Genomic DNA, 22,597 nt, shown 5'->3' on the forward strand with positions numbered 1-22,597 from the left:
GGAATGGCCGGTCACATCGGGGGAGTGGCGGGCGCGGGGCCCAGCGTGGTGGTGCCCGGCGCGGCCCGGTGGCCGAGGCCCGTGCGGTACGCGTCCATCGCGGCCTCCACACGTCCCGTGCGCCGCAGCAGATCGCCCAGGAGTCGGCAGAGGTCGGCCAGATCGCCCACCGCGCTGGAGCGTTCGAGCAGCGACAGCGCGGCGCAGTAGTGCTCCTCGGCACGCTCGGCGTCGCCCCGCTCCTCGGCGATGAGCCCGAGCAGCCGGTGCGCGCCGCCCGCGTGCACGGCGCCGCGGCCGGCCCCTAGCGGCCCGGCGCCGCCCTCGTCCTCGTCGCCCGCGGTGAGCAGCGGCCGCAGCAGCGCCTCGGCCTCGTCGGTCTTGCCGCGCCGCCGCAGCACGTCCGCGAGTTCGACCTCGACCTGCTCGGTGAAGAGCGCGGCGCGCTTGGAGGCGAGGATGTCGCGGGCCGTGCGCAGCTCGCTCTCGGCGTGTTCCAGGTCGCCGTCCTGGGCGTGGACGTAGCCGCGCATCCAGTGGCAGTGGGCGAGTTCGGTACGGATGTGCAGCTGGCGGTAGAGCTCCTGGGCCTTGGCGAGCGACGCGTCCGCCTCGGCGATGCGCCCCTCCGCGATGAGCGTGCGGGCCACCCCGCGGTGCATCCCCGCCACGAGCGCGGGGTCGCCGACGCGCGGGGCGAGCGCGAGGGCCAGCTCGGCGGCGTGGGCGGCCCGCGCGTGCGCGCCCATGTCCATGTAGGGCGCGATGGACGCCGTGTAGAGGAGCAGCAGGGCCTCGGGGTCGTGGAGCCCGGCCGCGTCGAGTTCGTCGAGGGTGCTCTCCAGGAGGTAGCAGGCGTACCGCAGTTCACCGCTGAGGAGGTGGGCGGTGGCGCGGCCCCGTACGGCGGGGACGCGGCGCGGCAGCGGCTGGTCGGCAAGGAGCCGTTCGGCGGCGGCGAACCGGTCGCGGGCGCCGGTGAGTTCGCCCGACTCCAGGAGGCAGTCGCCGAGGCCGAGGAGCGCGTCGGCCTGCTCCTCGGCGAGGCTGTGCGTGACGGCTTCCTCGTGGACGGCGCGGAAGAGCTCGGCCGCGTCCTCGGGCGCGCCGGTGGCCAGCGCGCGGCGGGCGTCGGTGAGGCGTAGGCGCAACTCGGCGGCGAGGTGGGCGGGTCGGCCGGTGGCCAGCTCTTCGTAGCTGACGCCGAGGCGCTCGGCGAGGTGGCGCAGCGCGGCCTCGGAGGGGCGCACCTTGCCGGACTCCAGTGTGGAGACGTACGCGGCGGTATAGGCGGGCTCGGCCAACTGGCGTTGTGTGAGGCCGCGTTCGCCGCGCAGGCGCAGGACGCGCCGCCCGATCTCGGCCGGGTCGTCGGGCGGCAGGCCCTCGGAACTCCTGTGCGTCACGTGAACTCACCCTTCCCACCCGCAAATTGCAGCTCACCCATTGCCTCGGACCCCGGGAGCCTCTACGTTGAGCCGCGCCTTAACTCTGTTTAACCCGCCATTTATATCGCGGACTTGGGAAGGACACCCATGCCCCCCACGCATCGAATATTCATCCGTGCCAGACGCACGCCCCTGCGTGTGGCGCTCGCCACGGGCATCGCCCTCGCCGCGGCGGTCACGGCCACCGGGCCCGTCGGCACGGCAGCAGCCGCGAACCCGGCCCCGGAGCCGGCCGCCGCCGCACAGCCCCAGCGCGTCGAGTACTTCACCGGACCCGGCGCCCACCCGCGCCACACCGACGTCCCCGCCTCCCCGGCGCTCTCGTCGGCCGAACGCAAGAAGATCAAGGGCGACGGCGACGTCGTCCCGATCGTGTCGGCGGGACCGACCGGCACCAAGCTCGACGTCGTCTTCATCGGCGACGGCTACACCGCCTCCCAGCAGGAGGACTTCCACGCCGACGTGCGCGCCAAGTGGGCCAAGGTCTCGGCCGTCGAGCCGTACGCGTCGTACAAGAGCCTCTTCAACGTCTGGGCGGTCGACGCGGTCTCCCGCCAGTCCGGCGTCTCCAACGACCCGACGAACGGCACCGTGAAGGACACCGCGCTCGGCTCGGCCTTCTTCTGCGACGGCATCGAGCGGCTGCTGTGCGTGGACACCAACAAGGTCGAGACATACGCGAAGAAGGCCGCCGACCCCGACCTCGTCATCGTCCTCGCCAACTCCACCAAGTACGGCGGCGCGGGCTACAACGACATCACCTCGCCGTCCGGCTACGACGGCATCGCCACCGCCTCCTCGGACAACGCCCAGTCCGACCAGGTCGTCGTCCACGAGACCGGCCACTCGCTGGGCAAGCTGGCGGACGAGTACTGGTACGAGGAGTACGGCACGTACACCGGCGCCGAGCCCTGGGAGAGCAACACCAGCAAGCTGACGGCCGCGCAGCTCACCGCCCAGAAGAAGAAGTGGTACCGCTGGATCGGCCGGACCTCACCGGACGGCGGCACCGTGGGCGCGTACGAGGGCGGCGGCTACTACCCGCGCGGCCTCTACCGCCCCACCAAGGACTCGATCATGCGCACGCTCGGCCGCGAGTTCAACCTCCCCGGCCGCGAGGCCATGATCGCGGGCTTCCACCGCCACGCGTCGGTCGTCACCGCACAGACGCCCACGGACCGCGCGGTACGCCGTGACGACAAGGTCCGCGTGCACGTCGCGGACGGCATCCGGGTGCGCTGGAGCGTCGACGGCCGCGAGGTCCGCCGCGCCCGGGGCGACCTCGTGGTGACGTCCCGCTCCCTCGGCGTCCCGGCCGACGGCCGCACCCACGAGCTGACGGTCCGCGCCACAGACCCGACGGACGCGGTCCGCGCCCCGGACCTGAAGTCCCTGCTGACGGACTCGCTCACCTGGCGGGTCGGCCGCTGACCCGCACGGGCCCGGACACGGGGTGGCGCGGCAGCGCCACCTCACATTCGGGCCCTCAGCACGTCGATCTCACACCCCGGCGCCCTCGGGTCGAAGCCGTGCTCCACCAGCCAGCGAATGGCCAGCAGGCTCCGCAGGGACCACCAGGCGCGGATCACGTCGACGTCGACGTCCGCGCCGTAGCCGGCGAGCACGTCGTCGAGACGGTCCTCGTGGCCCAGCGTCAGGGTGGCCAGGTCGAAGTGGGCGTCGCCGGGGGCCGCCTCCGACCAGTCGATGATGCCCGTGACCTGGTCCCCGTCGACGAAGACGTGGGCGATCTGCAGGTCGCCGTGTGTGAAGACCGGCGTCCACGGCCGCAGGGCGGCCTCGGCGATCCCGCGGTTGCGGGTGACGAGGTCGGCGGGCAGGACGTCGTTCGCCACGAGCCACGCGCACTCGGCGTCGAGCTCCGCGGCCAGCTCCGCCGGGCCGCGGCTGGTCCGGGGCGGCAGCGGCGCGTCGTGCAGCTTGCGGACGGCGGCGCCCGCCGCGGCCCATGCCGCGGGCGACGCGGTCGACGGTTCGCCGAGGCGGCCGAGCGCCGTCCCCGGGACCGCGGCGATCGCGAGCACGGACGGCTTGTGCCACAGGACCTCGGGGGTCGGGACCGGCACCAGTGACATCACCTCGGCCTCGGCTTCGAGACGCCCCGGATCCGCGTCCACCTTCAGGAACATGTCGCCGACCCGCAGGGTGGTGCGCTCGGAATGTGCGACGACTACCTCGACATCGTTCATGGCGGCCAGTATTCAGGCCGTACCACGCGGTGCGGGGCCCGGTCTCCTCCGCCTTCGAGGGGCCGAGGACGGATAACCATCACATACTGCTGTGAAACGTTTCCAAACGGTGGGTTGTCCTCGTCGGGGGCGGGGAGCTGTCGTGCCGGTGCGTCGGACTAGGAGCGGACCATGGGTCGCGAACTGCGGCAGACCGTGTTCACGGACGAGGATCACCAGCTCTTCCGTACGAGGCTGAAACAGTCCCTCGGCGTCCTCCACGACACGGTGGCCCGGCCCTCCTTCGGCCTCGCGCAGCCGATGCTCGGCGCCGAGCTGGAGATGTTCCTGGCCGACCCGGACGACGGCCTCCCCGTCGCACGCAACGAGGAGGTCCGCCTCGCCGCGGCCGACCCGCGGCTCGTCCTCGAGGTCAACCGGTACAACCTGGAGGCGAACCTCACCCCCGTCCCCCTGCGCGGCGCACCCTTCACCGCCCTGCACCAGGAGACACGCGACCTGCTCGGCGCGGTCGCGAAGGCCGCCCTGCCGCACGGCGCGGTGCCGTACTGCTCCGGCACCCTGCCGACCCTGCGTCCCGGTGACCTCACCCGCCACAACGTCTCCGCGAAGCGCCGCTACGGACTCCTCGACGACGCCCTCGGCCGCACCCCGCGCGACCTGAGTGTCCACGTCCACGGAGAGCCGAGCTGCCGCATGCGCTCCGACTCCGTGTGCGCGCAGGGCGCCGCCAGCTCCTGGCAGATCCACCTGACGGTCCCCGCGGCGGATTTCGCCCGCTTCTACAACGCGGCGCAGCTCGTCATCGCCCCCGTGCTCGCGGTCTGCGCCAACTCTCCCGTGCTGCTCGGCCGTCTGCTGTGGGACGAGAGCCGCATTCCGTGGTACGAGCAGGCGTTCGGCACGCCCCGCTCACCCGCGACCGACTCGTTCGAACGTACGGGCTTCGGCGACGGATGGGTGCGCGACGGGGTCGGCGAGCTCATGGAGGCCGCCTGCAGGCACCGCCCGCTCATGCCGATGTGCGCCGACACACCGCCCACGGAGGACACGGACCACGGGGGACCCGCCGAGCTGGAGGAGCTGCGGCTGCACGTGGGCACCGTCTGGTGGTGGAACCGTCCCGTGTACGACCCCGTCGGCGACGGGCATCTGCGGATCGAGATGCGCGCGCTGCCCTCCGGCCCCACCCCCGCCGACATGGCCGCCAACACCGCCCTGCTGACCGGGCTCGTCCTCGACCACGCGACCGGTCACGAGCCGGTGGCTCCCGCGCTGCCCTTCGCACAGGCCCGCGCCAACTTCTACGCCGCCGCCCGCCAGGGACTGGACGCCACCCTGTGGTGGCCGCGGACGAGTGGTGCGCCGGTGCGACGGAACGCGCACGAACTGGTCCGGTCCCTCCTGGGGCGTGCGGCCCGCGGTCTGGCCGGGGCCGGCGTGACGGACGCCGAGGTCCAGCGGTGGCTGGGTGTCATGGAGGCCCGCGTCGCCTCTGGCTGTTCTCCCGCGCGCTGGCACCGGAAGGCCCGCCGAGCGGGCGCCTGCGACCGGGACATCTTCCGCCACTCCCTGGAACTGGCGTCGGAGGACGTCCCGGTGCACGCGTGGCCGGTGCCGGGGTGGCGAGGCCGGGGACCGTGGGCGTGATGGGGGAGACGTAGTGCATGACCTGCGGATCGACGAAGAGCAGCACCTCGCCCGGAGCCATGGTGTGCTCCAGCAGGATGTCCCCGTCCGCCTCTTTGCCCCGGAGCGGCGAGATGCTTCCGCTGACGTTTTCGGAGGCGATGGTGGCACCCCGGCCGGTACGGTCCCGACGGCAGGTGGGGGGCCACATCCGGAGAGGTGATCAGGGCGGCGGCGTAGGCGCGGGCCGCCCCGGACAGCGGGGGACTTCCCAAACGCGGCGGGCCTTACTCGACGAGCAGATGAGCAGCGCCCCCGAGCGCCGGAACCGTGCCGCCCGCCGTGCGTGCCGCCCCCGCCACGCTCGACTCGCGCACCACCAGCTCGGGTGCCAGTCGTATCGCCTGGCGTGGGCTGTCCGCCTCGCCCCCCGCGAGACGGCGGCCGAGCAGGCGTGCCGCCTCCGCCGCCAACTCGGCGACCGGCTGGCGGACCGTCGTGATGCCCGGCGCCGAGAGCGCCGCCATCGGGATGTCGTCGAAGCCGGTCACGGCGACCTCGCCGGGTACGTCGGCGCCCAGCTGCTGCAGGCGCTGCAGCGCGCCGATGGCGATCAGGTCGTTGGCGCAGACGAGGGCGTCGGGCCGGGCGGGCCACACCTCGTCGACCGCGGCCCTGCCCCACTCCACGGAGAAGTCGCCGAGGGCCACCCGGTCCGGCGCCCCGGGATCGAGGGCCGCCGCACCCGCCGCATAGGCGGCCCGGCGCTCCGCGGCGGCCGACGCCGTGCCCGTCGCGCCGAGGAAGCAGACGCGGCGGCGGCCCGTCGCGGCCAGATGGTCGAGGACCAGCGCCATGCCCGCGGTGTTGTCCACCGCGACGGAGTCGGCGACGGCGGGTCCGCAGCCCCGGTCCATCAGGACGAGCGGCACCCGGGCCGCCGCCGCGGCCACCGCGTCCCTGCTGCGCTCCTCGTGCGCCGGGATCACCAGGAGCGCGTCGACCTGCCGGCCGAGCAGGTCGGCGATGTACTCCGCCTCCGCCGCCGGGTCGTCGTCGCAGTCGGCGAGGAGCACGGCACGGCCCCCGGCGTGCAGGGCGTGCGTCAACTCCCGTACCAGCGTCGGGTAGAAGGGGTTCGTGATCTGCGGCAGGACGAGCCCGACCGTGCCCGTGGAGCGACTGCGCAGGGCGCGCGCCGCGTGGTTCGGCCGGTAGCCGAGCGCCTCGGCGGCCTCGCGGACCCGGCGCGCGGTCTCGGCGCCCACGGGGCGCGTGCCCGCCAGGACCCGGGAGACCGTGGCGACGGAGCAGCCGGAGGCCCGGGCCACGTCTCTCAGCGTTACGTCGGCCACGCCGCGCCCACCCTTCGATGCGTTTCGGCAAACGTTATCAGCGGCCCACCACCGTCACCAGGCCCGATATCCCGGGCGTATCCTCCCTGTTGGCCCCATTCTGCAGGTGTCGGCGCGCTCCGGACCCGTGTCCGTTCCGGGCGAGTTTGCCAGGGTGTGTCGTTGACCATTGACATAATTCGCGCCGGTGCACACAGTCTTGGGAGAACGTTTTCCCGAGCGTCGCCGCACGCGCATCACACGCGCAGCGCCCGCTCAGCCGAACAAAGAGGTTCCGCGATGCCCCGAAAGATCATCCTGGACTGCGACCCCGGACACGACGACGCGATCGCCATGCTCCTGGCGCACGGAAACCCGGATGTCGACCTGGTAGCCGTCACCACCGTGGTGGGCAACCAGACCCTGGAGAAGGTCACCCGCAACGCCCTTTCGGTGGCCCGCATCGCGAACATCACCGGCGTCCCCTTCGCCGCGGGCTGCCCCCGCCCCCTCGTGCGCGACGTGGAGACCGCCCCCGACATCCACGGCGAGAGCGGCATCGACGGCCCGGTCATGCCCGAGCCGACGCTGGCCCTCGACGAGCGCCACGCCGTCGACCTCATCATCGACACGGTCATGGCCCACGAGCCCGGCGAGATCACCCTCGTCCCGACCGCCGGCCTCACCAACATCGCCCTGGCCGCCCGCAAGGAGCCCCGCATCGTCGAGCGCGTCCGCGAGGTCGTTCTCATGGGCGGCGGCTACCACACGGGCAACTGGAGCCCCGTCGCCGAGTTCAACATCAAGATCGACCCCGAGGCCGCGCACATCGTCTTCAACGAGAGCTGGCCCGTCACCATGGTCGGCCTCGACCTGACCCACCAGGCCCTCGCCACCCCCGAGGTCATCGAGCGCATCGGCAAGGTCGGCACCAAGCCCGCCCTCTTCGTCAACGAGCTCCTCGACTTCTTCGGCGCCATGTACCTGGAGGCCCAGGGCTTCGACGCCCCGCCCGTCCACGACCCGTGCGCCGTCGCCTACGTCATCGACCCGAGTGTCATGACCGTGCGTAAGGCTCCCGTCGACATCGAGCTCACCGGAACCCTCACCCTCGGCATGACCGTGACGGACTTCCGCGCCCCCGCCCCGGACGACTGCACCACCCAGGTCGCCGTCGACCTGGACCACACGCGCTTCTGGGACCTGATCGTCGACGCCCTCGAGCGGATCGGTGACGTCAGCGCATGAACGCCCTCACCGAACCCGCCGCCGCCCCGGGCGGCGCCCGCGGCTCCCGTCCCGTGCGCATCGGCGTCCTGGTCACCGCGCTCCTCGCGGCCTGCTTCGCCTTCCAGCTCAACGCGAGCATGCTCAGCCCCGCCCTGAAGAACATCGAGGACTCCCTCGGCGCGACCTCCGCCGAGGTGGGCCTCACCCAGACCGCGTTCTTCACGTCGGCCGCGCTCTTCTCGCTCTTCCTGCCACGCCTCGGCGACCTCGTCGGACGGCGCAAGGTGCTCGCGGGCATGCTCGCGCTCATGGTCGTCGGTTGCGTCGTCGCCGCCCTCGCCGAGAGCGTGCCGATGCTCTTCGCGGGCCGCGTCATCCAGGGCGTCTCGGGACCCACCGTGCCGCTCTGCCTCATCATGCTGCGCAACGAGGTCCACGAGCCGAAGAAGTACGGCACGCTCCTCGGCGTCATCACCGCCGTCAATGGCGGCATCGCGGGCGTCGACTCCCTGGCGGGCGGCTACCTCGCCGACCACCACGGCTTCCAGTCCGTCTTCTGGGCCATGGCCGGCGTCGCCGCGATCGCCACGCTCCTCGTCGCCACGCTCACCCCCGAGTCGAAGGCCGCCGCGTCCGCCGACAACGCCGACAGCCGCATGGACTGGCCCGGAGTCACCGCCCTGGTCGTGTCGGTCGGCGCGGCCCTGATCGCCCTCAACGAGGCGGGCAAGCTCGGCGACGCGAACTGGCCGCTGGTGGTGGGCCTCCTCGTCGTCGCCGCCCTCGCCTTCGCCCTGTTCTGGCGCATCGAGGACCGCAGCAGCCACCCCCTGGTCGCCACCCGCCATCTGCGGCAGCGCTCCACCTGGGCCCTGCTGCTGACCACCGTCCTCACCATGACCGGCGTGTTCGCCGTGATGAACGGCATGATCCCCGCCTTCGCGCAGGACGCGCAGGCCGGGTTCGGCATGAGCGCCGAGCAGTCCGCCTGGTGGACCCTGACGCCGTACGCCCTCGCGGGCCTCGCCATGGGCCCCCTCGCCGGACGCCTCGCGGCCACGTACGGCTACGGGCGCATCCTGCGCCTCGGGCTCATCGGCTCCGCCGTGACGGTCGCCCTGATGCTGTTCACGCTGCACGCCGACTCGCGGCTGCTGCTGCTCGCCGCGTCGATCCTGATCGGCGTCACCTACGCGGGCGTGGGCAACATCGTCCTCAACGGGCTCGGCATCGTGCTCTCCCCGAAGGAGAACCCGGGCTTCCTGCCCGGCCTGAACGCGGGCGCCTTCAACCTCGGCGCGGGCCTCAGCTTCGCCGTCCTGTACGCCGTGCAGACCGCCGCGGAACCGGCCGACAAGACGTCACCCGCCGGCTACACGGCAGGCATGATCGCCGGTGTCGCCCTCATCGCGGCGGCCTTCGCGACGTCCTTCCTCATCCCCAAGCCGGTGGCGGCGGAAGCCACGGAGTGAGCGGGCGGCCGGGCTTCATTCGCAGGGGCTTCATTGGTATGGACATGCTCAACTCGTCGCACTAGCCTCGGACTTGGTCTAGACCGCGTCGGACGTGTGACCCAACCGCATCCTCTCGGACCTCGGGAGCACATCATGCGCAAGAAGCTCACCTCGTTACTCCTGGGCCTCGGCCTCGCGGGATCGGCCATGCTGGCCACCAGCGGCAGCGCCCAGGCCCACGGCTACACCGATTCGCCCGTCAGCCGCCAGCAGCTGTGCGGCAACGGCACCGTCCGCAACTGCGGGCAGATCCAGTGGGAGCCGCCGAGCGTGGAGGGCCCCAAGGGGTTCCCCGCGCGTGGGCCCGCCGACGGCCACATCTGCTCGGGCGGCATCGGGCGCTTCTCCGAACTGGACGACCCGCGAGGCGGCAAGTGGCCCACCACCAAACTGACGGCGGGCCAGAACCACACCTTCGTCTGGCGCATCACCGCCCGCCACGCCACGACCGACTTCCGCTACTACATCACCAAGGACGGCTGGGACCCGAACAAGCCGCTGACCAGGGCCGATCTGGACCCGCAGCCGTTCCTCTCGGTGCCCTTCGGCGGCCGTCAGCCCGGCTCCACGGTCACCCACAGCGGCCTCCTGCCCCAGAAGTCCGGCCAGCACATCATCCTCGGCGTGTGGACCATCGCGGACACCGGCAACGCCTTCTACGCCTGCTCCGACGTCCGCTTCTGACGTTCGCGGACAGGCTCTCGAGCTCAGCGGCGCACGCGCGGCAGTCCGGTGACGGCCATGACCAGTGAGTACAGCGAGCTGGTCGCCGTGATGAAGAGCCGGTTGTTCTTCGGGCCGCCGAACGTGATGTTGGAGACCGGCTCCGGCACCCTCAGTCGCCCGATGAGGGTGCCGTCGGGGTCGTAGCAGTGCACCCCTCCCTCGATGGCGGCCGCCCACAAGCGGCCGCCGTCGTCGAAGCGGATGTTGTCGAACCGGCTGACGTCGTCCTTCGCCTCGGCGAACACCTTCCCGTCGGAGAGCGTGCCGTTCTCGCGCACGTCGAAGACCCGGATGCAGCCGCCGCGCGTGTCGGACACGTACAACTGCCGCTCGTCGGGCGAGAAGACGAGCCCGTTCGGCGCTCCGAAACCGTCCGCGACCAGGCGCACCTCACCCGTCGACGGGTCGATCCGGTACACGTTGAGGCCGTCGATCTCGGGCTCGGCGCGGTGTCCCTCGTAGTCGCTGGTGATCCCGAAGTCCGGGTCCGAGAACCACACCGATCCATCCGAGCGGACGACCGCGTCGTTGGGGCTGTTCAGCCGCTTCCCCTCGTACCGCTCGGCGAGCACCGTGATCCGGCCGTCCGGTTCCGTGCGCGTGACCCGCCGGTTGCCCTGCTCGCAGCTGATGAGGCGGCCCTCCCGGTCGAGGGTGTTGCCGTTGACGTGCCCGGCGGGGGAGCGGAAGACGGAGACCGCGCCCGTCGACTCGTCCCACCGCAGCAGCCGGTCGTTCGGGATGTCGCTCCAGACGAGCTGGCGCCAGGCGGGGAGGTAGAGCGGTCCCTCGGCCCACCGGCAGCCCCCGTACAGCTGCTCCAGCCGGTCGTCGCCGTTCGCGCACCGTCCGGTGCGGAATCGCTCGTCCAGGATCTCGTACAGGGAAGTGCTGTCATTGCCGGACATGGATACCCCTTCACGGACCGAAGCCGAATGATGTTCGGTTGATCGCGACTATGCCAGAACGCTGTATGGTTGCGCCATGGTGACCGTGGATGACATCGACCGTCGGCTGATCGCCCTCCTCCAGGAGGACGCGACGATCTCGTACGCCGCGCTCGGCAAGGGAGCCGGTCTCTCCGCGGGCGCCGCCCACGAACGGGTGCGCAAGCTCCGCGAGCGCGGAGTCATCCGGCGCACGACCGTCGAGGTGGACCCGGCGGCGCTCGACCGCGGAGTGCTGGCCTTCGTGATGGTCGACTCGACGGCGTGGATGGGGGAGTCCGCCGACGCGTTCGCGGCCATCGCCGAGATACAGGAGGCCCACGTCATCGCGGGCAGCGCGTCGGTTCTGGTGAAGGTCCGCACGTCGACGACCGAACAACTCCAGGACGTGCTGCGTCGCCTCTACGCGATCGACGGCGTCAGCGGTACGCAGGCCACGGTCTCCCTCGAGACGTTCTTCGAACGCCCCGTCTCTCCGCTCACCGGCTGAGCGGGTTGCCAGAAAGGTGGCCCGTGCGGGATCGTTGCCGCAAGACAACATTTTCCCTATGAGTTGGTGAGGTGAGGGACTCGCCCAGCGGGTCCTCCATATTTGGTCTCCCCCCACATGCAGACCGCCGCACGCACGGGGCCGGACTTCCCGTGGAGCGGAGCCCCCTACCCGGTCCTGGTCGTCGACGCGGCCGGGTTCCTCGAGCAGTGCAACGCCGCCGCACAGGTACTCCTGCCCGCCGCCCGCCCCGGGGCGCGCCTCGACGCCGTGGTCCCGCCCTGGCTGGCCGCCGCCCACGCAGCGACACACCTGCCCGGACCACGCGTCGTACAGGAATCGGACGCCCCACTCTCCGGAGCGATCGAAGGGCGCCGTTTCGAAGCACACCCGAGTGTGCGGGACGACGGCACCATCGCCTGGTGGCTCGTGGACCAGACGGACCATCAGCTCGCCCGAGAAGCACTCCAGATGGAGAGAGAGCGGACCGCCTTCCTGGCGAAGGCGTCCAGCACCCTGCTCTCCTCCCTCAACCTCGGGCGCTGCATGGACGTCACCGCCCAGATGGCCGCCGAGAACCTCGCCGACGCGGCGCTCGCCATCGCACCGGCACGCGGCCACCGCCTGCCCGTGGTCACCTGCCTGCGCGGCGGCACCCCCACCACGTCGGAACAGACGGTCGACCCCGACGAGGTCCCCGGCCTCGGCGAGGCCCTGCGCGGCTTCCCTCCCGTCCCCTCCCGCTGGATCGACCCGTCGGCGGCACCGGAGTGGATGATCCCCGAAGGCTTCGGCCCCATCGGAGCCATAGTGATCACCCCGCTGCCCGGCCACGGCGTCCCGGCCGGTGCGCTCGTCCTGCTGCGCAAGGAGGGCAGCGTCGGCTTCACCGAGAAGGAAGAGGTCTTCGCCCGCCTCTTCGCCGCACGGTCCGGCGCCGCCATGTCGGCCGCCCGGCTCTACGCCGAACAGACCGCCATCACCGAAGTGCTGATGCGGGAGCTGCTGCCCCCGACCCTGCAGCACATCAGCGGAGTGGACTTCGCGGGGCGCTACCGTCCCTCCGCCGACCACGAGCGGATCGGCGGGGACTTCTACGACGTACACCCCGCCGCCGTCGAGGGCGAGCCCTCACTCGTGACGCTGGGCGACGTCTGCGGAAAGGGCCTGGAGGCGGCCGTCCTCACCGGCAAGATCCGCAACACCCTGCACGCGTTGCTGCCGATGGCCGACGACCACCAGCGGATGCTCACCCTGCTCAACACCGCGTTGCTCAACTCCCACCACACCCGCTTCGCGACACTCGTCCTCGCCTCCGCCGTCCGCAGGGACGACGAAGTGCACCTGCGGCTGACCAGCGCCGGCCATCCGCCCCCGCTGATCGTCCGCGCCGACGGCACGGTCGAGGAAGCCGACACCCGCGGCACCCTGGTCGGGGCCATGCCGAACGTCCCCGCCCGCACCACCGCGGTCACCCTCGCCCCGGGCGAGACCTGCCTCCTGTACACCGACGGGATCACCGAGGCCCAGGGCGGCCCCATGGGCGACGCGCAGTTCGGCGAAGCACGCCTCAGGCGCGCCCTGGCCGGCTGCGCCGGGATGCCGTCGGAGGGCATCGTGGAACATGTCCAGATGCTCGCCTCCCAGTGGCTCGGCAACCGACGCCACGACGACATGGCCGTCGTCGCCATCTCGGCGCCCCGCACGCACCATCTGAGTGCGGTGAACGGCCGCACTCGGGGCAGGTACACGGCATGAGCACCAGCACCCCGTCCCGCCCCCGGACCGCCGCACCGCCCTCGGCGCTCGCCGACCAACTGTGGGAAGCCGTGTCGGTCGGCGACGAGTACACAGCCACCGAAGTCCTCCTGGGCGCCCTGGACGACGGCGCCGACCCCGAGTCCGTTCTCGTCGACGTGATCGCCGCCGTGCAGAGCAGAGTCGGCGAGGAATGGGCCGCGAACCGCCTCAGCATCGCCCAGGAACACGCCGCCACCTCCATCAACGAACGCGCCGTGGCCGCCGTGGCCCTGCACCCCGCCGCCCGAAGAACCCCCGACCGGGGCCGCATCACGGTGGCGTGCGTCGACGGCGAATGGCACGCCCTGCCCGCCCGGCTCCTCGCCGAGGTGCTCAAACTGCGCGGCTGGCGCGTCGACTACCTGGGCGCACAGGTTCCCGTCCCGCACCTCATCTCCCACCTGCACACCACGCAGGCCGACGCGGTCGCGCTGTCCGGCTCGATCGCCACCAGGCTCCCCACCGCGCACGCGGCGATCACCGCATGCCAGGCCGTCGGCGTCCCCGTCCTGGTCGGCGGCGCCGCGTTCGGACCGGGCGGCCGCTACGCACGCCTGCTCGGAGCCGACGCGTGGGCACCCGACGCCCCGGCCGCCGCCGACCGCCTCGCCGAGGGCCACCTGCCGCGCCCGCAGGCCGACCACCAGCAGCTGGACGACCTCCCGCACCTGGCCGACCAGGAATACACGATGGTCACCCGCAGCGGCGACGCACTGGTGCGCACCGTCTTCCGCGCCCTGGAGGACGCGTTCCCCGCCATGCGCGGCTACGACGAAGCGCAGCGCGAACGCACGGCGGAGGACCTCGCGCACATCGTCGAGTTCCTCGCCACCGCCCTCTATCTCGGGGACGAGGACCTCTTCGGCTGGTTCATCTCCTGGACCGCCCGGATCCTGGAGGCCCGAGGAGTGCCCGTGCGCTCCCTCCCCCCGGCGCTCGACCTCTTCCTGCACGAGCTGAAAGACTTCCCCCGGGCGTCCCGCATCCTGCGACGCGGACTCGAAGCCCTCACCACCGATCACCCCACCGTGCCTGGAACGCCCGTATGACCACACTGCCCCCCGCACTCCGCCTGGCCACCGCGGGCACCGCGGACACCGTCCACATAGAGATCACCGGCGATCTCGACTACGACAACGCCGAGTACCTCCTGGCCGAGGTCACCGAACAGCTCGGCGCCCGGCCCGGCCTCCGGGACCTGCACCTGCACTGCGCGGGCGTCGCCAACGTCGACTCCATGGGCCTGTCGATCCTGCTGATGATCGGCCGCCGCACGGCGGAGACCGGCACACGTCTGCACCTGGACGACCGGCCCCCGAACCTGGAGCGTCTCCTCGACCTCACCGGCACGCTCGAATACTTCACGGGAGCGGCAGCCCCCGACGCGGACCCCGCCCCCGACGGCGCCCTCTGAGGGACCGGCTCAGATACTGCCCCCGCCGTCGACGGACAGCACGCTCCCCGTGACGAAATCGGCGTCGGGGCCTGCCAGGAAGGCGACCGCGGCCGCTATGTCCTCGGGCGTGCCGATCCGGCCCAGCGGCCGGTCGGCGGCCTCGGCGAGGAAGTCCGCGTCCGACTGACCCAGTTGACGTGCCTCGCGGGCCAGCATCGGCGTGCGCGTGTCGCCCGGGGCGACGCAGTTGACCCGGATGCCCGCGGGGCTGTGGTCCAGTGCCATCGCCTGCGTCAGCATCACCACACCGGCCTTCGCCGTGCAGTACGCGGCCGCCTTCTCCCCGGCGCGCAGCCCCCACCCCGAGGCCACGGTGACGATGCTGCCGCGCCCCGCCCGCTCCATCAGCGGCAGCACCGCACGGCATACGAGGAACACCGAGTCCACGTTGTCCGCGAACGACCCGTGCCAGTCCGCCAGGGACAGGTCCCGCACCGTCCCGCGCCGGATGCTCCCCGCCACACAGCACACGTCGGTGATGTCGCCGAGCCGGCCCACGACCTCCTTCACGAGGGCCGGCACCTCCTCCTCGTCGGAGACGTCGCACAGGAACGCCTCGGCGTGCCCGCCGCCGGCGCGGATGTCCCGGGCCACGGTCTCCGCGGCGTCGTCCCGGTCGACGACCGCGACGGCCGCGCCCTCGTCGGCGAGCCGACGCGCCACGGCGCCGCCGATGCCGCCGCCCCCTCCGGTGACCAGCGCCACCCGGGTGCCGGACCGCCCCGCCCTCATCGTCCGCCTCCGCCGAGCGTTCCGTCGAACAACTGGGTGAGCAGGGCCTTCTGGGTGTGCAGGCGGTTCTCCGCCTGCTGGAAGATCCGTGACCGTGGTCCGTCCTTGACGTCGGCGTCGACCTCCTCGCCCCGGTTGGTGGGCATGCAGTCGAGGAACACCGCGTCGTCGCCCGCCAGCCGCATCAGCGGTTCGGTGATCCGCCACCGGTCCGCGAGCCGCGTCCGCGCCTGGATCTCCTCCTGGCCGACGAGGGTGGGGGACTTCCAGCTGAGGGTGTACACGGCGGCGCACCCGCGGACGGCGTCCTCCAGGTCCTCGGTGAGGTCGACGCTCGCGCCGGTACGTGCGGCGATGTCCCGGGCGGCGCGGGTCACGCGCTCCTCGGGGGCGAAGCCGGGGGGGTGGGCGACGGTGACGCGGTGGCCGAGGAGGGCCGCGGCCATCATGGAGGAGTGCAGGACGCCGGGGGTCTTCTGCCGCGGGGAGTAGGACCACGCGTACACGATCCGTCGGGACGGAACCTCCGCGCCGTACAGTTCGCGCAACGTCATGAGGTCGGCGAGGACCTGACAGGGGTGCTCCTCGTCGTCCAGCGCGTTGATGACGGGGATCGTGGCCCGCTCGGCCATCGCGCGCAGCCTGCGGTGCCCGGCGCCGTAGTCGTTCATGTCGTACCAGCGCACCACGAGGGCGTCGAGGTAGCGGTTGAGTACGCCGATGGTGTCCTCGATCGACTCCCGGTTGGCGAGCCGCAGCTCCTCCACGCCGTACGGATGGCTGACGGCGCCGAGTTGGGTGGCGGCGACCTGGAAGGAGACCCGGGTCCTGGTGGACGGCACGTTGAAGAGCAGACCTATGCAGCGGCCCGCCAGGTGGGCGTGTGAGTCGTCGCCGCGTTTCATCGCGTCGGCGAGGTCGAGCAGGGAGCACATTTCCTTGGCCGAGAGGTCCTGTATCCGCAGGATGTGTCGCACGGTCACGTGAGTACTCCTGTGTCGGTGGACGGGGGGACGCGCTTGCGCAGCCGGCGCTCGGCGATGACGGAGAGGAGCAGCATCGCCAGCGCGATGACGACGCTGACGCCGAAGAACGGCAGCATCGCGACGGTCGTCGCGATGAGCAGCAGGTTCAGCCGGGCGGCGCCGCCCCGGGGGAGGAGGCGGGCGGCGGCGAGGAAGGCCATGAGGAAGACGAGCAGATAGGTGGCCGACGACGCCTTGATCAGCGTCGTCTCGCTGGAGTCGGTGGCCAGGAGCAGCAGCACCGACACGGCGTACCCGGGCAGGAGCGCGAGGACGGCGCGCGCCGGGACCCTGCCCCGCCGGGAGAGCAGGCTGAGCCGGGCCGGCAGGATGCCGTCCCGGGCGAGGGCGAAGACGACGCGGGAGGTGCCCAGGCACCAGGCGTTGGTGGTGAGCAGCAGCAGGACGCCCGCGACGAGATACCCGGTGCTCTCGAGTCCGGAGCCCGTGGCCACCTGCAGGAGCCGTACGAACGCCGTCAGGTCGGACTGGCCCGCGGATGCCTCGGGCAGGGCCACGGAGACGGTGAACGCCATGGCGAAATACAGGAGTCCCACGCAACTGACGGCGTAGAGAATTCCTTTGGGAAAGGTGCGTTCGGGATCCCGCACCTCCTCGGCGACCGGGGCCGCGTTCTCCCAGCCGATGAATCCGAAGAAGCAGATGAGCACCGTGCTGCCGAGGGAACCCCAGCCGTGCGGGGCGAACGGGGTGAGGCGTTCGTAGTCCCCTTGGGGCAGGGCAAGGCAGATGACGACGGCGAGCAGCAGCACCACGGAACCCAGCACCACCATCTGGGCGCGGGTACTCACCCTGATTCCCCACAGGTTGAGCGCGACGCAGCACACGATGACGGCGGCGCCCGCGAGGAGCGACGCCCGGTTGGAGGCCGCGGGGTCGACCGCCGCGAGCAGATAGCGGCCGGCCGCGAGCCCGAGGACGGGATTGCCCGCGAGCAGCGTGAGGAGCAGGAAGACGGCGGCGATCCTGCCCGCACGGGCACCGAACGCCGCTTCCACGAACCGCGCGACGCCCTTGCTCGTGGGATGCCCCACCGACAGCTTCGCGAAGACGAGCGCGAAAGGGTAGCTGTAGAGGATCAGCACCCCCCACGCGACGAGGGACAGCGGTCCTGCCTCCGCCCACGCGAGGGCGGGGATCAGCAGGACGCCCGCGCCCATCACGGACGTGACGTAGTGCGCGACGAGCCCTGAGGTGCCCAACTGACGGACCAGTCGAGGGGGCCCGGGCGTCGCCGCCGTGGCCCCCTCCACCGGTGTCATACGGTCTGCTCCGCCTGATCTGTGTGGTCCATCCGCTCAGTCTGGTCCTCGCGGGAGCCGTTCCAGAGCCCGTCCATGGTCTCGTGGCTGATCGGCTTGTGCAGGTCGGCGCGGGACGCGTACCCCATGTTGATGATGAGGCGCCGCCCGCCGGTGAGCGGGTAGACGCGGTGCAGGGTGGTGTCGGTCCGCATCAAGTAGAGGTCGCCCGGCCGCAGTTCGAAGGAGTGGATGGGCTGCGAGATGAACTGGCGGTGCAGCTGCGGATCCTGCTTGTTCCAGTACGTGCGCGGCACGCACTGCACGAACCCGCCGTGCTCGGCGGGCGGACAGGCGACCACCCATACGAGCGCGAAGCTGTAGTCGTCCCAGTGCCACCCGTGCGTGTCACCGGACTGCTCCAGCTCGGTGATCACGTACCGCTCCGGCTCGTAGGGGCAGGTGAGCACCGGCTCACCGGCCACCCTCGCCAGGGCGTCGAGCAGTTCGGTGGACGCGTACACCCGCGGGATCACGGTCCCGTGTTCGCTGATTTCCTGATGACGCACATTGCGCATCAGCCGTGGCGTGCCACCGGTTTCCTTGAAGCTCATTCCGCGCCGCACGCCGTGTTCGGCGACGAGCTCCTCTATTTCGTCCGCGACCGCCGACTTGACACGGTCGGGCACCAAGAAGGGTAATTTCGTGAATCCGTTCTGGAGAAAGGCGCGGCGCGCGCCTTCCAGCTGATGCTCCTCGACATTGGTGACGAGGTGTTCCGAGAGGGACTGAACGAGGCCCCCGATCCGCTCGCCCGGTCGCATGACCAGCTCCCCACGTGGTCGGCAGGAGGTTTTTCGAAGACCGTACCCGCTCGACCTGTGGACCTGAGAAAAAGCGATGCGTTCAAGCCAGAGTGCATGATTTGCATTGCGGCTTTCCGCATACATTCACGACGGCGACCGCATTTTGACGCGGCGATTCCTTTTGTCACCCTGCCGGGGCGACCCGAACCGAAAGGCCGTAATCCAGTTCGGCCCCGTCGACGAGGACCGCTTCGACGGCCCGGGTCTCCGGGTCGATGTCGGCCTCCATGCCGTCGCCCACGTACCGCGGATAGCCGGAGGCGCCGGTCTTGCCGGTGGCCACCACGAGCGCCGAACGCAGCGCCCCGGCGGTGCCGCCCTCCGCCGTTCCGTCGCCCTCGGTGAACTCGGGCACCAGCAGCAGCTCGTAACTCTGCGGATCAGTGTTCATGCCAGTGACGCTAGACAGGACTCGTCGGCGCCGCACGTTCTGTTCGCCCCATGTCACTGGTCGAGCGCCGTGGCGGCCGCGGCCACCACCGCGTCGGCCATCGCGGCCAGCGCGGGGGAGTCCAGCTTCCACTGCTGCCAGAACAGCGGTACGTCCATCACCCGCTCGGGATCGAGCAGGACCAGCGTGCCCGCGCTCAGCAGCGGCTCGGCCTGCGCCTGCGGCACCACGCCCCAGCCGAGGCCCGCCTCGATGGCCTCGACGAAACCGCGCGACGAGGGGACGTAGTGCCGCAGCCGGCTCGCGCCGCGCCCGCCCGTCACCTTGCGCGCGAAGTCGTCCTGCAGACAGTCGCGGCGGTCGAAGAAGACGACGGGAGCGTCCGCGAGGACGTCCCCGAGCGGTACGCGCGGCCAGTCGCCGAGCCGCCGCGCCACGAACTCGGGCGAGGCCACCGGCAGATACCGCATCCGGCCGAGCCGCCGCACCGTACAGCCCGCCACCGCGTCCGGCGACGACGTGACCGCCGCCATCACCGAGCCCTCGCGCAGCAGCGACGTGGTGTGGTCCTCGTCCTCGCGGCGCAGCTCGAGACAGATCCGCAGCTCGTCCGGGATGCGGGCGAGCGCGGACAGGAACCAGGTGGCGAGCGAGTCGGCGTTCACCGCGACCGGCAGCACGGCGGCCTCACCTGTGTCGCTGATGCCGAGCTCGGCACGCGCGTCGCGCTCCAGACGGGCCAGCTGCCGCGCGAACCGCACCACGACCTGACCCGACTCGGTGGGCCGCACCGGCTTCGTCCGCATCAGCAGGACCCGGCCCGTCCGGCGCTCCAGCGCCTTCACGCGCTGACTGACCGCCGGGGGTGTGACGTGCAACGCGGCCGCCGCGGCGTCGAAGGTGCCCTCGTCGACGACGGCGAGCAGCGTCCGTACGTGTTCCAGCGGCAGCTCGGACAGCAATGGCTTCACAGTTGCTTAAGCTACATCAGAATCTTTATCTGTACTTATGCCATCGAAGATCCTTAACGTCGAAGCCATGGGAACAGCACTGACCGCCGCCGCTGCCGGATTCGGCACCGGACTCTCGCTCATCGTCGCCATCGGCTCACAGAACGCCTTCGTCCTGCGCCAGGGCATCCGACGGCAGTCGGTGCTCAGCGTCGTCGCCATCTGCGCGCTCTCCGACATGGTGCTCATCGCGGCGGGCGTGGCCGGAGTCGGCACGGTGGTCACGGCCTGGCCCCCCGCGCTGACCCTCGTCGGCCTCATAGGCGGAGGCTTCCTCCTCTCGTACGCGGTGCTCGCCGCACGCCGCGCCCTGCGCCCCACCGCCATGACGGCGACGGGCGCGACGGCCGGGTCACGGCGCGGCGCCCTGCTCGCCTGCCTGGCCATGACCTGGCTCAACCCGCACGTCTACCTCGACACCGTCCTCCTCCTCGGCTCCGTCGCCGCCGGTCACGACGCGCTGCGCTGGGCCTTCGGGGCGGGCGCGATGCTCGGCAGCGTCTGCTGGTTCGCCGCGCTCGGCTACGGCGCGCGGCTGCTCAGCGGCTTCTTCGCGCGACCCGCCTCCTGGCGCGCACTGGACTTCCTGATCGCGGCGACGATGACGGTCATGGGCCTGACGCTGATCATCGGCGCGCTCTGAGCCTCCGTCGACGCACCATTACTCGGCGCCCCACAGCTCGGTGCGGTGCGCCCCGACGAGTGCGTCGATCCGGGCCAGGGCATCGGCGGCCGGCATCGGGTCGACACGCCGCCCGTCGCGCAGCCGCAGCGCGACCGAACCGTCCGCGTCCTCCCTGGCGCCGACGACGGCCTGGTAGGGCACGAGACGGGCGGCACGGACGCGCGCGCCCAGACTGCCGAGTTCGGGCCCGGCGAGCTCGGCCCGCAGACCGAGCTCCCCACACCTCCGCAGCAGACCCTCCGCGCCCGGCAGCTGGGCGTCAGACACCGGCAGGACGACCAGCTGGACGGGCGCGAGCCAGGCGGGGAACGCCCCACCGTGCTCTTCGACGAGGTGCGCGACCGCTCGCTCCACGCTGCCGATGATGCTGCGGTGGACCATCACGGGGCGGTGCCTGGCGCCGTCCGCGCCGATGTAGCGCAGATCGAACCGCTCGGGCTGATGGAAATCGACCTGGACGGTGGAGAGGGTGGACTCGCGGCCGGCCGCGTCCACGACCTGCACGTCGATCTTCGGGCCGTAGAACGCGGCCTCGCCCTCGACGGCCTCATGGGGCAGCCCGGAGGCGTCCAGCACCTCGGTGAGCAGCGCGGTGGACCGCCGCCACTTCTCGGGATCGGCCACATACTTGCCGCCGGAACCCGGCAGGGAGAGCCGGAAACGGGCGGCCCGGATGCCGAGCGCCTCGTACGCCCGCCGGATCATCTCCAACGCGGCCCGCGCCTCGTCGGCGACCTGGTCCAGGGTGCAGAAGACGTGCGCGTCGTTGAGGTGGATGGCGCGGACGCGGTTCAACCCGCCCAGTACCCCGGAGAGTTCGGCGCGGTACATGCCGCCGGTCTCGGCCATGCGCAGGGGCAGCTCGCGGTAGCTGCGGGAGCGGGAGCGGTACATCACCGCATGGTGCGGGCACAGGCTCGGCCGCAGCACGACCTGCTCGCCGCCCAGCTCCATGGGCGGGAACATGTCGTCGCTGTAGTGCGACCAGTGCCCCGAGATCTCGTACAACTCCCGCTTGCCGAGCACGGGCGAGTACACGTGCCGGTAACCCGCCCGCCGCTCGGCGTCACGGATGTACTCCTCCAGGGCGTGCCGTACGGCGGCCCCGTCCGGCAGCCAGTACGGCAGTCCCGCGCCGATCAGCGGATCGGTCCCGAACAGGCCGAGTTCACGGCCGAGCCTGCGGTGGTCGTGGGCGGGGACGGGGTGACAGGTCGCCTTGTTCATGGGGTCGGGTCTCCTCGCGGACGTGAGGCGAGTGACCACAAGCCGGAGCCCCGGGGCACTCGCCCCGGGGCTTCGGACTGAGACATCGGTCAGCGCGCCGGGACACTCTCCGGCGTCGTCGTCATCGCAGCGCGCTTGTTCATGTCGGGGACCGTAACAGGCGAGATCCCGTCATGGCACGGATTTTTTCCCGCACCCTGGCCTCACCGGTCCCGGTGGCCCCTCGCGTGTGAAGGTGGTCACAAGCAGCCGTCTCATGATCGGGGTCGGGTCCCATCGGCGTACCGAGTTCGCGTAAGGTCGCGGATCGGCCGCCCACGGCGGACCAGTCCGACACCGTCACCGAACAAGGAGCCGCAGGTCATGCCGGCCAATGACGCCACCCAGGCGCCGATCTACCACACGCTCGTCCAGGAACACGGCGACGTCGTCGCCACGGCCCGCAAGGCCGCGGAGGAGACCCAGCAGACGGCCGAGGACCTGCTGGACTTCAGCACGCCCGCCCGTGCCGGTACGCCCGCGTCCTGAGGCGCGGGCCCTCGGCACGGGCGCGCCGGGGGCGCGGCACGGACGCGTGGGGGCGGGGACGGGCACTCGGGGGCCCGCCCGCTGCCG

At 71.6% G+C, this 22,597-nt stretch carries 22 protein-coding genes and 1 pseudogene; 11 read left to right on the top strand and 12 right to left on the bottom strand.

The window, feature by feature from the left end; translation table 11 throughout:
• Positions 1–11: 11 nt before the first annotated feature.
• Complete coding sequence (locus tag DEJ49_RS35460; protein WP_150187897.1) at positions 12–1,406, bottom strand: helix-turn-helix domain-containing protein; 1,395 nt, start codon at positions 1,404–1,406, stop codon at positions 12–14.
• 180 nt (positions 1,407–1,586) lie between these two features.
• Between DEJ49_RS35460 and DEJ49_RS35465 the strand changes: the two genes are divergently transcribed.
• On the top strand, positions 1,587–2,879 hold the full coding sequence (locus tag DEJ49_RS35465; protein ID WP_317850479.1) for a M64 family metallopeptidase: 1,293 nt from the start codon (positions 1,587–1,589) through the stop codon (positions 2,877–2,879).
• Between the two features lie 41 nt (positions 2,880–2,920).
• On the opposite strand, the gene DEJ49_RS35470 is transcribed toward DEJ49_RS35465, so the two are convergent.
• The gene (locus tag DEJ49_RS35470; RefSeq protein ID WP_150187899.1) at positions 2,921–3,658 is read right to left on the bottom strand and encodes a phosphotransferase family protein; all 738 of its coding nucleotides are present in this window, start codon (positions 3,656–3,658) and stop codon (positions 2,921–2,923) included.
• Between the two features lie 171 nt (positions 3,659–3,829).
• Here DEJ49_RS35470 and DEJ49_RS36645 point away from each other — a divergent pair, with 171 nt between their 5' ends.
• Positions 3,830–5,308 carry a glutamate--cysteine ligase gene (locus DEJ49_RS36645; RefSeq protein ID WP_223833140.1) on the top strand — a complete coding sequence of 493 codons (1,479 nt, stop codon included), beginning with the start codon at positions 3,830–3,832 and terminating at the stop codon, positions 5,306–5,308.
• 40 nt (positions 5,309–5,348) lie between these two features.
• Here DEJ49_RS36645 and DEJ49_RS37055 read toward each other — a convergent pair.
• Together DEJ49_RS37055 and DEJ49_RS35480 are read right to left on the bottom strand one after the other, a co-directional pair.
• A pseudogene (locus tag DEJ49_RS37055) lies at positions 5,349–5,498 on the bottom strand (hypothetical protein); the annotation flags it as partial.
• A gap of 76 nt (positions 5,499–5,574) precedes the next feature.
• Positions 5,575–6,642, bottom strand: a complete 1,068-nt coding sequence (locus tag DEJ49_RS35480) for a LacI family DNA-binding transcriptional regulator (protein ID WP_150187901.1) — start codon at positions 6,640–6,642, stop codon at positions 5,575–5,577.
• A gap of 279 nt (positions 6,643–6,921) precedes the next feature.
• Here DEJ49_RS35480 and DEJ49_RS35485 point away from each other — a divergent pair, with 279 nt between their 5' ends.
• The 3 genes from DEJ49_RS35485 to DEJ49_RS35495 all read left to right on the top strand — a co-directional run bounded on the left by DEJ49_RS35485 (position 6,922) and on the right by DEJ49_RS35495 (position 10,049).
• Complete coding sequence (locus DEJ49_RS35485) at positions 6,922–7,869, top strand: nucleoside hydrolase (protein WP_150187902.1); 948 nt, start codon at positions 6,922–6,924, stop codon at positions 7,867–7,869.
• Positions 7,866–9,323, top strand: a complete 1,458-nt coding sequence (locus DEJ49_RS35490; RefSeq protein ID WP_150187903.1) for an MFS transporter — start codon at positions 7,866–7,868, stop codon at positions 9,321–9,323. Before DEJ49_RS35485 ends, DEJ49_RS35490 begins: the two co-directional genes overlap by 4 nt.
• Before the next feature lie 135 nt (positions 9,324–9,458).
• Positions 9,459–10,049, top strand: coding sequence for a lytic polysaccharide monooxygenase (locus DEJ49_RS35495; protein ID WP_150187904.1), 591 nt, complete (start codon positions 9,459–9,461; stop codon positions 10,047–10,049).
• A gap of 23 nt (positions 10,050–10,072) precedes the next feature.
• Here DEJ49_RS35495 and DEJ49_RS35500 read toward each other — a convergent pair whose 3' ends face one another.
• On the bottom strand, positions 10,073–10,999 hold the full coding sequence (locus DEJ49_RS35500) for an SMP-30/gluconolactonase/LRE family protein (RefSeq protein WP_150187905.1): 927 nt from the start codon (positions 10,997–10,999) through the stop codon (positions 10,073–10,075).
• Between the two features lie 85 nt (positions 11,000–11,084).
• Here DEJ49_RS35500 and DEJ49_RS35505 point away from each other — a divergent pair, with 85 nt between their 5' ends.
• The 4 genes from DEJ49_RS35505 to DEJ49_RS35520 all read left to right on the top strand — a co-directional run bounded on the left by DEJ49_RS35505 (position 11,085) and on the right by DEJ49_RS35520 (position 14,742).
• Positions 11,085–11,528: an Lrp/AsnC family transcriptional regulator gene (locus tag DEJ49_RS35505; RefSeq protein WP_150188709.1), complete on the top strand. Its 444-nt coding sequence runs from the start codon at positions 11,085–11,087 to the stop codon at positions 11,526–11,528.
• A 117-nt stretch (positions 11,529–11,645) separates the two neighbouring features.
• Positions 11,646–13,286 carry a PP2C family protein-serine/threonine phosphatase gene (locus DEJ49_RS35510; protein ID WP_190329558.1) on the top strand — a complete coding sequence of 547 codons (1,641 nt, stop codon included), beginning with the start codon at positions 11,646–11,648 and terminating at the stop codon, positions 13,284–13,286.
• Positions 13,283–14,377 carry a B12-binding domain-containing protein gene (locus DEJ49_RS35515; protein ID WP_150187907.1) on the top strand — a complete coding sequence of 365 codons (1,095 nt, stop codon included), beginning with the start codon at positions 13,283–13,285 and terminating at the stop codon, positions 14,375–14,377. The genes DEJ49_RS35510 and DEJ49_RS35515 overlap by 4 nt, the downstream gene beginning before the upstream one ends.
• Positions 14,374–14,742 carry an STAS domain-containing protein gene (locus DEJ49_RS35520; RefSeq protein ID WP_150187908.1) on the top strand — a complete coding sequence of 123 codons (369 nt, stop codon included), beginning with the start codon at positions 14,374–14,376 and terminating at the stop codon, positions 14,740–14,742. The genes DEJ49_RS35515 and DEJ49_RS35520 overlap by 4 nt, the downstream gene beginning before the upstream one ends.
• Before the next feature lie 9 nt (positions 14,743–14,751).
• Here DEJ49_RS35520 and DEJ49_RS35525 read toward each other — a convergent pair whose 3' ends face one another.
• From DEJ49_RS35525 to DEJ49_RS35550, 6 genes are all read right to left on the bottom strand, one after another.
• Positions 14,752–15,516, bottom strand: a complete 765-nt coding sequence (locus DEJ49_RS35525; protein ID WP_150187909.1) for an SDR family NAD(P)-dependent oxidoreductase — start codon at positions 15,514–15,516, stop codon at positions 14,752–14,754.
• Positions 15,513–16,499: an ornithine carbamoyltransferase gene (locus DEJ49_RS35530; RefSeq protein ID WP_150187910.1), complete on the bottom strand. Its 987-nt coding sequence runs from the start codon at positions 16,497–16,499 to the stop codon at positions 15,513–15,515. Before DEJ49_RS35530 ends, DEJ49_RS35525 begins: the two co-directional genes overlap by 4 nt.
• Positions 16,496–17,824, bottom strand: a complete 1,329-nt coding sequence (locus DEJ49_RS35535) for an APC family permease (RefSeq protein ID WP_150187911.1) — start codon at positions 17,822–17,824, stop codon at positions 16,496–16,498. Before DEJ49_RS35535 ends, DEJ49_RS35530 begins: the two co-directional genes overlap by 4 nt.
• Positions 17,821–18,495, bottom strand: a complete 675-nt coding sequence (locus DEJ49_RS35540; RefSeq protein WP_150187912.1) for a hypothetical protein — start codon at positions 18,493–18,495, stop codon at positions 17,821–17,823. Before DEJ49_RS35540 ends, DEJ49_RS35535 begins: the two co-directional genes overlap by 4 nt.
• Positions 18,496–18,793: 298 nt before the next feature.
• A complete protein-coding gene (locus DEJ49_RS35545; RefSeq protein ID WP_150187913.1) occupies positions 18,794–19,060 on the bottom strand; it encodes a hypothetical protein in 267 nt (88 codons plus the stop codon).
• 53 nt (positions 19,061–19,113) lie between these two features.
• On the bottom strand, positions 19,114–20,022 hold the full coding sequence (locus DEJ49_RS35550; RefSeq protein WP_150188710.1) for a LysR family transcriptional regulator ArgP: 909 nt from the start codon (positions 20,020–20,022) through the stop codon (positions 19,114–19,116).
• 76 nt (positions 20,023–20,098) lie between these two features.
• Here DEJ49_RS35550 and DEJ49_RS35555 point away from each other — a divergent pair, with 76 nt between their 5' ends.
• Positions 20,099–20,713, top strand: a complete 615-nt coding sequence (locus tag DEJ49_RS35555) for a LysE/ArgO family amino acid transporter (RefSeq protein WP_150187914.1) — start codon at positions 20,099–20,101, stop codon at positions 20,711–20,713.
• Positions 20,714–20,731: 18 nt separating this feature from the next.
• Here the strand turns inward: DEJ49_RS35555 and thrS are convergent, their stop codons facing one another.
• On the bottom strand, positions 20,732–21,982 hold the full coding sequence (thrS, locus tag DEJ49_RS35560) for a threonine--tRNA ligase (RefSeq protein ID WP_150187915.1): 1,251 nt from the start codon (positions 21,980–21,982) through the stop codon (positions 20,732–20,734).
• A gap of 363 nt (positions 21,983–22,345) precedes the next feature.
• On the opposite strand from thrS, the gene DEJ49_RS36215 reads away from it, so the two are divergent.
• A complete protein-coding gene (locus DEJ49_RS36215; protein ID WP_190329559.1) occupies positions 22,346–22,510 on the top strand; it encodes a hypothetical protein in 165 nt (54 codons plus the stop codon).
• Positions 22,511–22,597: the final 87 nt, after the last annotated feature.

Source organism: Streptomyces venezuelae, assembly GCF_008642335.1.
In the GTDB taxonomy this organism is placed as follows: domain Bacteria; phylum Actinomycetota; class Actinomycetes; order Streptomycetales; family Streptomycetaceae; genus Streptomyces; species Streptomyces venezuelae_F.

Bases quoted from the DNA above. Each gene is read 5' to 3' on its own strand.
- DEJ49_RS35535 (WP_150187911.1), bottom strand. From the start codon at position 17,824: ATGACACCGGTGGAGGGGGCCACGGCGGCGACGCCCGGGCCCCCTCGA.
- DEJ49_RS35500 (WP_150187905.1), bottom strand. From the start codon at position 10,999: ATGTCCGGCAATGACAGCACTTCCCTGTACGAGATCCTGGACGAGCGA.
- DEJ49_RS35525 (WP_150187909.1), bottom strand. From the start codon at position 15,516: ATGAGGGCGGGGCGGTCCGGCACCCGGGTGGCGCTGGTCACCGGAGGG.
- DEJ49_RS35495 (WP_150187904.1), top strand. From the start codon at position 9,459: ATGCGCAAGAAGCTCACCTCGTTACTCCTGGGCCTCGGCCTCGCGGGA.
- DEJ49_RS35545 (WP_150187913.1), bottom strand. From the start codon at position 19,060: ATGAACACTGATCCGCAGAGTTACGAGCTGCTGCTGGTGCCCGAGTTC.
- DEJ49_RS36645 (WP_223833140.1), top strand. From the start codon at position 3,830: ATGGGTCGCGAACTGCGGCAGACCGTGTTCACGGACGAGGATCACCAG.
- DEJ49_RS35470 (WP_150187899.1), bottom strand. From the start codon at position 3,658: ATGAACGATGTCGAGGTAGTCGTCGCACATTCCGAGCGCACCACCCTG.
- DEJ49_RS35555 (WP_150187914.1), top strand. From the start codon at position 20,099: ATGGGAACAGCACTGACCGCCGCCGCTGCCGGATTCGGCACCGGACTC.
- DEJ49_RS35490 (WP_150187903.1), top strand. From the start codon at position 7,866: ATGAACGCCCTCACCGAACCCGCCGCCGCCCCGGGCGGCGCCCGCGGC.
- DEJ49_RS35520 (WP_150187908.1), top strand. From the start codon at position 14,374: ATGACCACACTGCCCCCCGCACTCCGCCTGGCCACCGCGGGCACCGCG.
- DEJ49_RS36215 (WP_190329559.1), top strand. From the start codon at position 22,346: ATGCCGGCCAATGACGCCACCCAGGCGCCGATCTACCACACGCTCGTC.
- DEJ49_RS35510 (WP_190329558.1), top strand. From the start codon at position 11,646: ATGCAGACCGCCGCACGCACGGGGCCGGACTTCCCGTGGAGCGGAGCC.
- thrS (WP_150187915.1), bottom strand. From the start codon at position 21,982: ATGAACAAGGCGACCTGTCACCCCGTCCCCGCCCACGACCACCGCAGG.
- DEJ49_RS35515 (WP_150187907.1), top strand. From the start codon at position 13,283: ATGAGCACCAGCACCCCGTCCCGCCCCCGGACCGCCGCACCGCCCTCG.
- DEJ49_RS35485 (WP_150187902.1), top strand. From the start codon at position 6,922: ATGCCCCGAAAGATCATCCTGGACTGCGACCCCGGACACGACGACGCG.